This is a genomic window from Chthoniobacterales bacterium (genome assembly GCA_018883245.1).
Classification (GTDB): Bacteria; Verrucomicrobiota; Verrucomicrobiia; order Chthoniobacterales; family JACTMZ01; genus JACTMZ01.
The window spans coordinates 77,217-85,522 of sequence record VEQL01000009.1; the positions used below are offsets into that span (position 1 = coordinate 77,217).

The 8,306-nt window shown below is 61.5% G+C and carries 9 protein-coding genes and 1 tRNA gene; 3 read left to right on the plus strand and 7 right to left on the minus strand.

Annotated features, from left to right (window positions below):
* The 4 genes from FGM15_05205 to ispE all read right to left on the minus strand — a co-directional run bounded on the left by FGM15_05205 (position 1) and on the right by ispE (position 5,270).
* Positions 1-1,929 carry an ABC-F family ATP-binding cassette domain-containing protein gene (locus FGM15_05205; protein MBU3665261.1) on the minus strand — a complete coding sequence of 643 codons (1,929 nt, stop codon included), beginning with the start codon at positions 1,927-1,929 and terminating at the stop codon, positions 1-3.
* A gap of 164 nt (positions 1,930-2,093) precedes the next feature.
* Positions 2,094-2,951: a PstS family phosphate ABC transporter substrate-binding protein gene (locus FGM15_05210; protein ID MBU3665262.1), complete on the minus strand. Its 858-nt coding sequence runs from the start codon at positions 2,949-2,951 to the stop codon at positions 2,094-2,096.
* Positions 2,948-4,492, minus strand: a complete 1,545-nt coding sequence (locus FGM15_05215; protein ID MBU3665263.1) for an MFS transporter — start codon at positions 4,490-4,492, stop codon at positions 2,948-2,950. The genes FGM15_05210 and FGM15_05215 overlap by 4 nt, the downstream gene beginning before the upstream one ends.
* Positions 4,413-5,270, minus strand: coding sequence for a 4-(cytidine 5'-diphospho)-2-C-methyl-D-erythritol kinase (ispE, locus tag FGM15_05220; protein MBU3665264.1), 858 nt, complete (start codon positions 5,268-5,270; stop codon positions 4,413-4,415). The genes FGM15_05215 and ispE overlap by 80 nt, the downstream gene beginning before the upstream one ends.
* An 8-nt stretch (positions 5,271-5,278) precedes the next feature.
* On the opposite strand from ispE, the gene pyrF reads away from it, so the two are divergent.
* The 3 genes from pyrF to FGM15_05235 are packed head-to-tail and all read left to right on the plus strand — an operon-like array spanning position 5,279 to position 6,662.
* On the plus strand, positions 5,279-5,986 hold the full coding sequence (gene pyrF, locus FGM15_05225) for an orotidine-5'-phosphate decarboxylase (GenBank protein MBU3665265.1): 708 nt from the start codon (positions 5,279-5,281) through the stop codon (positions 5,984-5,986).
* A 30-nt stretch (positions 5,987-6,016) separates the two neighbouring features.
* Positions 6,017-6,280: a type II toxin-antitoxin system prevent-host-death family antitoxin gene (locus FGM15_05230; GenBank protein MBU3665266.1), complete on the plus strand. Its 264-nt coding sequence runs from the start codon at positions 6,017-6,019 to the stop codon at positions 6,278-6,280.
* A gap of 4 nt (positions 6,281-6,284) precedes the next feature.
* Positions 6,285-6,662 (plus strand): type II toxin-antitoxin system VapC family toxin, encoded by a 378-nt coding sequence (locus FGM15_05235; GenBank protein ID MBU3665267.1) that lies wholly within the window; start codon positions 6,285-6,287, stop codon positions 6,660-6,662.
* Between the two features lie 6 nt (positions 6,663-6,668).
* Here the strand turns inward: FGM15_05235 and FGM15_05240 are convergent, their stop codons facing one another.
* The 3 genes from FGM15_05240 to FGM15_05250 form a co-directional block, all read right to left on the minus strand.
* A complete protein-coding gene (locus tag FGM15_05240; protein ID MBU3665268.1) occupies positions 6,669-7,157 on the minus strand; it encodes a YajQ family cyclic di-GMP-binding protein in 489 nt (162 codons plus the stop codon).
* Positions 7,158-7,170: 13 nt separating this feature from the next.
* Positions 7,171-7,246, minus strand: a tRNA-Met gene (locus FGM15_05245).
* Between the two features lie 221 nt (positions 7,247-7,467).
* A partial coding sequence (locus tag FGM15_05250) for a DUF3387 domain-containing protein (GenBank protein ID MBU3665269.1) occupies positions 7,468-8,306 on the minus strand: 839 nt, incomplete at its 5' end.

Consider the following 8,306-nt stretch of genomic DNA (forward strand, 5'->3'; position numbering starts at 1 on the left):
TCAAGCGCTGACGAGGGTTGAGGCGATGTTGTTCCACTCCTCGTTGGCCTGTTCGAGTTCTTCAGTGACGTCGGCGAGTTCGCGATGGAGCGGGAATGAGGTGGCGTCGTTGGGGGCGGTTTCGAGGATGGCGGCAAGTTCGCGCTGGCGGGTTTCCAGGGCGATGATGCGCTGTTCGAGTTCTCGGTGGCGTGACTCCGAGGCGCGGCGGGCGGCAGTCGCGGCTTTGCGGGCTTCGGCTTCGGCGCGGCGTTGTTGTTTGATTTCTTTGAGCCCGAGTTTCGGTCTTTCGGCGGGTGTCGCCGGCTTTTCAGCGGGACGATGGTTTTGCAGGGCGGCGACGAGTCCGCCGCGGTCGGAGGCGGCGCCGGTTTTTTCGAGGTAGTAGTCGTAGTCGCCGGCGTAAGGCGTGAGGCGTCCAGCATTGATGTGGAGGACGGTCGTCGCCAGCGAGCGGATGAAGTGGACATCGTGGCTGACGAAAACCAGCGTGCCTTCATAGGGTTGGAGCGCGGCGACAAGAGCGTTGATGCTCGCCATGTCGAGGTGGGTGGTCGGCTCGTCCAGGAGCAGGAGATTCGGGGGGCGGAGGAGGAGTTTGACGAGGGCAAGACGGCTTTTTTCCCCGCCGCTGAGGACGCCGACATTTTTGAAGACGTCGTCGCCGCGGAAGAGGAAGGAGCCTAGGACCGTGCGGATGGCTTGTTCGCTCACGCCGGTGGCGCTGTCCGCCGCTTCTTCGAGAACGGTCCGTCGAACGTCGAGGGCGTCGGTGCGGTGCTGGGCGAAGTAACCGACGCCGACATTGTGACCCTCGGTGCGGGTGCCGGCTTCGAGCGGGAGGAGGCCGGCGAGGATTTTGAGGAGAGTGGATTTGCCCGCGCCATTGGGGCCCACCAGGACAGTTCGTTGTCCGCGTTCGATCGTGAGGTCAAGTTCCTCGTAGACGACATGCTCGCCGTAGGCCTGGCGGACCTTTTCGAGGACCATGGTGCGTTGGCCGCTGCGCGGCGGCTGGGGAAAACGGAATTTGACGGTGGCCTCGGCGTTTTCCGGCGGCGGAAGGCGTTTGATGCGCGCGAGTTGTTTGATGCGTTCCTGGGCTTGGGCGGCCTTGCTGGCTTTGGCGCGGAAGCGGTTGATGAAATCTTCGAGGTGGGCGATCTCGCGCTGCTGGTTTTTGTAGGCTGCGAGGTATTGCTCGTCGCGGGCACGTTTCTCGACAAGGTAGTCGTCGTAATTCCCGCGGTAGCGGTGGAGGCGCTGGCGGGAGATTTCCACGATTCCGTCGCAGATGGCGTTGAGGAACGCGCGGTCGTGGGAGATAACGAGGAGCGCACCGGAGTAATTGGCGAGATGGCTCTGGAACCAGCCGAGGGTCTCAAGGTCGAGGTGGTTGGTCGGTTCATCCAGCATGAGGAGGTCGGGCTCCATGACGAGGAGTCGGGCGAGATGCGCGCGCATGATCCATCCGCCGCTCATGGTGCGGGCCGGGCGGTGGTGGTCGGTTTCGCGGAACGCGAGGCCCGCCAGGATACGTTTGGCCTTGGCTTCGAGGTTGTAGCCGTCGTGCTCGAGAAAGACGTCGTGCGCTTCATGGTGCTCGGCGGAATGCTCGTCGGGAAATCCGCGAAGGGCGGCGTAGGCGGCAGTCATCGCGGGAGTGACGCTGGTGGCCAGTTGCAGGACGGTTTCGTCACCGGAAGGTGCGCTCTCCTGCGGAAGGAAGCCGACGGTGCGTCCGCGCTGGAGACAAACGGAACCTTCGTCGGGGGAGTTTTCTCCGAGGATGAGGGAGAAGAGGGTCGATTTGCCGGCGCCGTTGGGTCCGATGAGTCCAATGCGGTCGCCTGGGTTGATCTGCAGCGAGGCCTCCTCGAAAAGGGTGCGACCGCCGAAGGATTTGGTGACTTGAGAGACAGTAAGCATAAAAAAGTTGAGGCGTGCGTTTGCGGCTGGATTGAAAAGTCAATCGCGCCGTTCGGCGCTGATGTCGCGGATGAGGATCATCGCGATGGAGCCGAAGCCTAGCGCAGATAACCCTCAGGCAAACACCGCAATCCGCCAATAAGATGGAATACCGGGCGACCGTGTCAGGGAGCCAGGGACGGCCTGACCGAAGGCGGTCGCGGCAGTCGCGGAACATAACCGGCGTCTTGAAGCACGCGCTGCCCCTCTTTCGAGAGCACAAAGCGGATGAACTTTTTGGCCGCCGGAGTTTCGCGGCGCTCAAGCGTGTAAAGATAAAGCGGGCTTGCGTAGGGATAGACCTGCTCGTAAACCGCCGCGCTATTGGGCGGTTCGCCGTTGATGAGCAGCGCGCGGACGCCGGAAGGCTGCGATCCGAATCCTGCGTAACCGATTGCCGACGGATCCCCGGCGACGGCACTCGCAATGGCGTTGTAGTCGCGCAAAGCCCGGGCGGATTCGGCGTAGGGCTTGCCTCCCATGGCGAGTATCTGGAAGCCGGCGCGTGCGCCGGTCGCGGCATCGAGGATGAATGTGCGTATCGGCAGGTCCGGGCCACCCGCCTGCTTCCAGTTGGTGATCTTGCCGGTGAATATGTCCCTCACTTTCGAAGGCTTGAGCGAGAGGACCGGATTCGATTCGTTGACGATGACGCAGACACCGTAGCTTCCGATGGTTTGAGGCTGCAGACGAACCCCGGCCGATTTCGCTGCGGCCAACTCCGACGGGGTGGCCGTCCGCGAGGTCGTCGCAATGTCCGCCTGTCCGGCGATCAGCGCGGCAAGGCCTTCTGCCGAGCCCGGACGTTTGAGAGTCACGGCAATGCCGGGGGATGTTTTGGAAAAAGCCGCGATCAATTTGGGTCCGAGCGTTTCCCCGAAGGTGTTCGATCCCACGATGCGCAGTGCGCCGGCGGGCTGCGGTTGGGCAGACAGCGGGGTTGCGGCGAGCGCGGAGGCGAGGAGTAGGGCGAGCAGTTTCATGAAGTCGCGGTTTGGATTCGCTTGTGTTTTCGCATGACGAGCAGCATGGCGATGCCTCCCATCACGCCGAAACTTGCCATGATCACATACCAGAAAAGCCAGCCGTAGTCCGCCTTGGTGGCGTCGAGCACGCGTCCGGTGATGAAAAGCGAGATCGCTCCGCCGTAATACTGGAAGGAGTCGATGACGCCGGCGGCGAAGCCGGCCATCTTTTTCCCGCCGATGTCCATGGGGGCGGCGCTCCCCACGATCGAGTGGGTGGAATTGGCCGTGAGCGAAATGACGATGAGGATGGCGCAGCCTGCCAACACTCCCGCGGGCGTCGGGCTCACCAAGCCTTTCATCAACAGGAAGGCCGCAATGCCGATCACCACGGCCTCGAGAAAATACAGAACCATGGCGACCGGCGAACGGTGGCCCGCGAAAAATTTGTCGGAAATCCATCCCGACGCGAGCGACCCGCCCACGGCGGCCATGGGCATCGCCGCCAGCGTCCACGCCACCGTGGACGGAATATCTGTCTTCATGTTCATTCCGAGCTGTTCTTGGAAGTAAAGGATGGAGAGTTGGTCGGAACTTGTGCGGACCGCGCCGGTGCATGCGTAGGCGCAGGCATAGAACCAGACCAGAGGGTGGGTGAAGATGGTTTTGAACGATTCCTTCAGCGAAACGGTGACACCCGCAGAATCGTCGAGTTCGTCGCGGATCACGCCGTGGAACCCGGCCTCCTCCGGCGTGGCTTTGGCCGCCATAATCATAAAAATCGCAGCGGCCAGCGTGACGAGGGGCGGGATGATAAAAAGCCAGCGCCATTGGCCGGGCGCTATGACAAGGATGCCGAGCGATATTCCGTTCAGGATGGCAGGGGAGATTTTCGAACTCACCACCTGTCCGAGTTGAATCATGAAACCGAAAATTCCGGCGAACGTTCCGCGTTCCGTGCGGCGGAACCATGCGGCGTTGATCTTGATCATGCCCGGGGCGCCGAACGACTGGAACCATCCGTTGACCAGCCACACGACGGCGATCGCGGCGAACGCCGGGTCGATCACGTCGCTGCGAAAGACGAACCTCGCGGCTGCGGCGAGTGCGCCGCCGATGACCAGCAGAGGCGCCAGGCCCATGAGGAGATTGACGGCGATAGTCCCGAAAGCGCCGATTTTCATCGACCGTTTGCCACCCATGCGGTCGGTAAGCAGCCCGTTGACGAGTTGCCCGGTCCCGTAGGTCAGCGACCAGATGGCGAGCATGTCCGCGATCTGGGTTGTGGTGAACCCGAACTCCTCCTGCATCCCCGGGGTCGCAAAACGGAAGTTGTAGCGGCACATGTAATAAGCCGCATACATCAGGCCGAGCGACGACCAGTTCAGGCCCCGTCTGGCACGGAATCCGCGCGGATAATCGGTGCGAATGTCGCGGAGGGACATGACGGCGCCAGCCTTGCGGGATGGCGCGGTGCGGTCAATCCCCAAGGACTTGTCCTGCATCCACGGTCCGGCAAGCACACGTCCAGTAGGTCGTGCCGAATTCCGCGAGAGCATCCGCGGCGAGTTGTGCCGCGCCGCGGGGGTCGCGGAGAATCGCGAACATGCACGATCCCGATCCGGACATGCCTGCTGCAGCGACGAGCGAGTGCTCGAGCAGCCAAAGTTTCATCGCGGCCAGCGTGATAAACTTGGCGAAGACCGGGCGTTCCAAGTCGTTGAAGATCTCGATCCCGTCGTGAAGTTGCGGCGCGACCCATTCCTCGGGGACCTTGTTCGCGGACTGCCATTGACCGTAGGCCCAAGCCGTCTCCACGGGGAAGGGCGGCTTGATCAGCAAAAGGTCGAGCGCGGTGTGCAGAGGGCGTGGTTCGAGGATTTCGCCGCGACCCCGCGCCATGGCGGCGATTCCGCGGATGAAGAACGCGACATCCGACCCGATTTGCGAGGCCAGCTTTTCCAGCGCTGCCGTGTCGAGCGGACGTCCCGCCGCATCGTTCAGCGCCAAAAGCACCGCGGCAGCGTCGCTGCTCCCGCCTCCGAGGCCTGCCCCGTGCGGTGTGTTTTTGCGCAACTCGATCGCCGCGCCGCCCGCGTGGCCGGTCTGGCGGAAGAAAAGATCGGCCGCCCGCCAGGCGAGGTTGCCTGCCCCGTTGTCCAGCTGCGGGTCGCTGCAAACGAGCTTGATGCCCGGCTTGTCATCCGGCTCAACGCGCAGCTCGTCGGCAAGCGACAGGGGAGCCATCCAAGTCTCGATGTCGTGGAACCCCGTGGTTTCGTTGCGGCCGAGCACGCGCAGGTTGAGGTTGATTTTGGCGGGCGCAAGGATTTGCATTGCGACGCATGATCCACGGATCCTCCTCGCACGGCCAAGCGGAAATCATCGTCGCGCTTGACGAGCCTTCGTTCGACGATGCCTTGAAATTGATGGACCGGCTCGAGGGTCGCGCCCGATTCTACAAGGTCGGCCTGCAGCTTTTCACCGCGGCGGGTCCGGCGGCGGTTGAGGCTGTCAAGGCCCGCGGCGCCCGCGTTTTCCTCGACCTGAAACTGCACGACATCCCCAACACCGTCGCCTCGGCGGTGAAGTCTGCGCGCGGACTCGGCGTGGATCTTTGCACCATCCACCTCTCGGGCGGACCCGAGATGGCTGCCGCCGCAACCGAAGCGGCGGGCGATGCTCTCACCATCCTTGGCGTCACTGTGCTGACCAGCTCCAACATCGAAACGCTCGAGGCGTGCGGCGTCCACGGCAGCGTGGGAGAACAAGTGATGCGGCTCGCCAAGATGGGGTATTCCGCCGGCGTGCGCGGATTTGTCGCCAGCGCACTCGAATTGCCGCTTTTGCGCGCGGAACTCGGCGAAGATCCGCTGCTGGTCATTCCCGGTGTGCGCCCCGCAGGCGCGGACGCCGGCGATCAAAAGCGCACAGCCACTCCCGCCGACGTCGTGCGCGGGGGCGCTACGCATTTGGTGATCGGGCGCCCGATTTCGCGCGCGGATGATCCGAGGGGGGCTTTTGACCGGATTACATTGGAGATGGCCGGTTGACATTGTATCGAACTAAACTAAGCTGGACTAATGAAGGTGTTGAACATACACCAAGCCAAGACGCATTTGTCTCGCTTGATTGAGGAGGCAGTGAAAGGCGAGACGGTGGTGGTGGCCAAAGCGGGAAAGCCGATGATCCAACTTGTGCCCGTGGCTGCGTCCGGTGGTGATCGGCCGCTCGGCCTTCTTGCTTCACAGTCCAAGGAGTCTGCTGATTGCTGGGCGCCAGACAAAGAAGTGGAGCGGTGGTTCTACGGCGACGAGAAGACGGAAGCCCCGCGGGTAGCGGAGTGAATGGGTGAGGATCTTGCTCGACTCCCACGCCCTGCTCTGGGCTTTGATTGCGCCGGACAAATTATCCGCGGCCGCCGCGCGCGAGATTCGTTCCGCAGCCAACAACGTGTGGTTCAGTCCGGCCTCGGTCTGGGAACTGGAGATCAAGCGCGCGCAGGGGAAACTGGAGTTGCCGGACAACTGGCTTGAAGCGGTTGAGCGTGCACGTTTTGTCGAACTTCCGATCCGCGGCAGTCATGGCATGCTGGCTGGGCGCCTGCCGTGGCACCATCGCGACCCATTCGATCGAATGTTGATCGCGCAGGCCTTGGTGGAGGACCTTCGTTTGGCGACTCGTGATCGTTTGGCCGCGAGCTATGGCGTCAAGGTGCTCGAAGCCTGACGAATTTCAGTCCCGGAAATTGGTGTAGTTAAGCGAAACGCCGAAATCCTTGGCCCGGAGTGCGGCGATGGCCGCTTGGAGATCGTCTCTCTTTTTTCCGGTCACACGGATTTGTTTGTCCTGCAGGGTGGATTGGATTTTCAGCCCGGAAGCTTTGAGGAATTTCGAAATCTCTTTGGCTTTGTCGCCCTCGAGTCCCTGCTTGAAAACGAACAACTGCCGCGCGTGGCCGAGCGGGGAAATGTCGGGATCCTTTTGCTCCACATTGCGCAGATCGATGTTGCGTTTGGCCAATTTGGAGACGGCGATCTCGCGCAGGCCTTTGAGCCGCGAAGCGTCCTCGGCCGTGAGACGGAGGTTTCCGTCCTTCTCGATCTCAAGCTTGGCCTCCGAGCCCTTGAAGTCGAAGCGGTTGGCCAGCTCGCGGCGCGCCTGATCCACGGCGTTGAGGATCTCCTGACGGTCGATTTCGGAAACAATGTCGAAGGTGGGCATAGAGAGTGAGTGGTGGTGGGGGCGCACGGATTCGAACCGTGAACCAAGCGATTATGAGCCGCCTGCTCTAACCGTTGAGCTACACCCCCAGGTTCGGAGATGAAGGATGAAGTCGGAAACTTGAAACTTGAAGGAAAAATGAGTGGGTGGGCTGTGTGCTTTTTGCCAATCGAGACGCTCGTCCGAGGCGATATTGCGTGCTTCCATGTCGCAGCATGGGGCGGTGGGGAAGCCCATCAGGCGCGTCTGTCGCTACGGCTGTGGTTAAACTCTTCTGCATGGTTCCGGCTAAGGCGAGCGCGAGGGATGGTCACGCCGCGCTTCCGCTTTCGTAAATATGCTGGAAGAGGGCTTTGACTTTTGCCTGAAACATCGGCTTGTCGTAAGCGCGCGGCAATCCGCTATCGAGCGCTTCCTCGATGGCGATTTTCACGTTCGCTCGTCCTGATGCCGTTTGTCGCCAGTCGAGATTGAGAAGCTTTTTGACTTTGAGGAGTAGTTCCCGCGCCACTTTCTTGACTTCATCGCGCTCCTTGTCGCTCAGTTCGGGGGCGGGACGGGTGAGGATGTCGAAAATAGTCAGCTCCTCTGGATGAAGATTCTCCCGAACGTGCCGCGTTTCTTCCTTGGTCAAGTCCTTGCTGAGCTTCACAAGCTCCTCGAACAGTTCGTCGATGTTGCGGCTCCCCGCGTTGTAGCTCGCAATGAGTTCTTCAAACCGCTGTTGGAAGTCCGCTCTTGTCCGGTTCAGCCGAACCATTCGCTCCAACATTCCGCGTATGGCGACCTTGAGCCTCTCGATGTCGAGGTTCTTCTGCCGCGACTGCTTGAACTTGCTCGCGAGCTTCTCGAAGTCGATTTTCGTCAGGTCGATGACCCCGTGACGCGCTCCCTTTGTGCCTTCTTGGATGGTGAAGCCTTCTGCGGCGATGGATTCGTCGAGCAGCGTCCTGACGCGCTCCATTATTGGCGAAATATCCGGCTGTTCCGTCTCGCCTGTTTTTTCCCGAATCGTGTCGGCAAGGGTCGCCAAGAGATAGACCCGAGGCGCGAACTCAATCACCGCCGGGTCGGGTTGGACAGCCCGATAGAGCAAACGGACGAGCCTCTCCTTCGCCAGAAACGTCTTCCGTAACTCGTCAGGTGAGA

Excerpts from the sequence above, each read along its gene's own strand:
- FGM15_05205 (MBU3665261.1), bottom strand. The coding sequence starts at position 1,929 with ATGCTTACTGTCTCTCAAGTCACCAAATCCTTCGGCGGTCGCACCCTT.
- FGM15_05210 (MBU3665262.1), bottom strand. The coding sequence starts at position 2,951 with ATGAAACTGCTCGCCCTACTCCTCGCCTCCGCGCTCGCCGCAACCCCG.
- FGM15_05215 (MBU3665263.1), bottom strand. The coding sequence starts at position 4,492 with ATGCTCTCGCGGAATTCGGCACGACCTACTGGACGTGTGCTTGCCGGA.
- ispE (MBU3665264.1), bottom strand. The coding sequence starts at position 5,270 with ATGCAAATCCTTGCGCCCGCCAAAATCAACCTCAACCTGCGCGTGCTC.
- pyrF (MBU3665265.1), top strand. The coding sequence starts at position 5,279 with ATGATCCACGGATCCTCCTCGCACGGCCAAGCGGAAATCATCGTCGCG.
- FGM15_05230 (MBU3665266.1), top strand. The coding sequence starts at position 6,017 with ATGAAGGTGTTGAACATACACCAAGCCAAGACGCATTTGTCTCGCTTG.
- FGM15_05240 (MBU3665268.1), bottom strand. The coding sequence starts at position 7,157 with ATGCCCACCTTCGACATTGTTTCCGAAATCGACCGTCAGGAGATCCTC.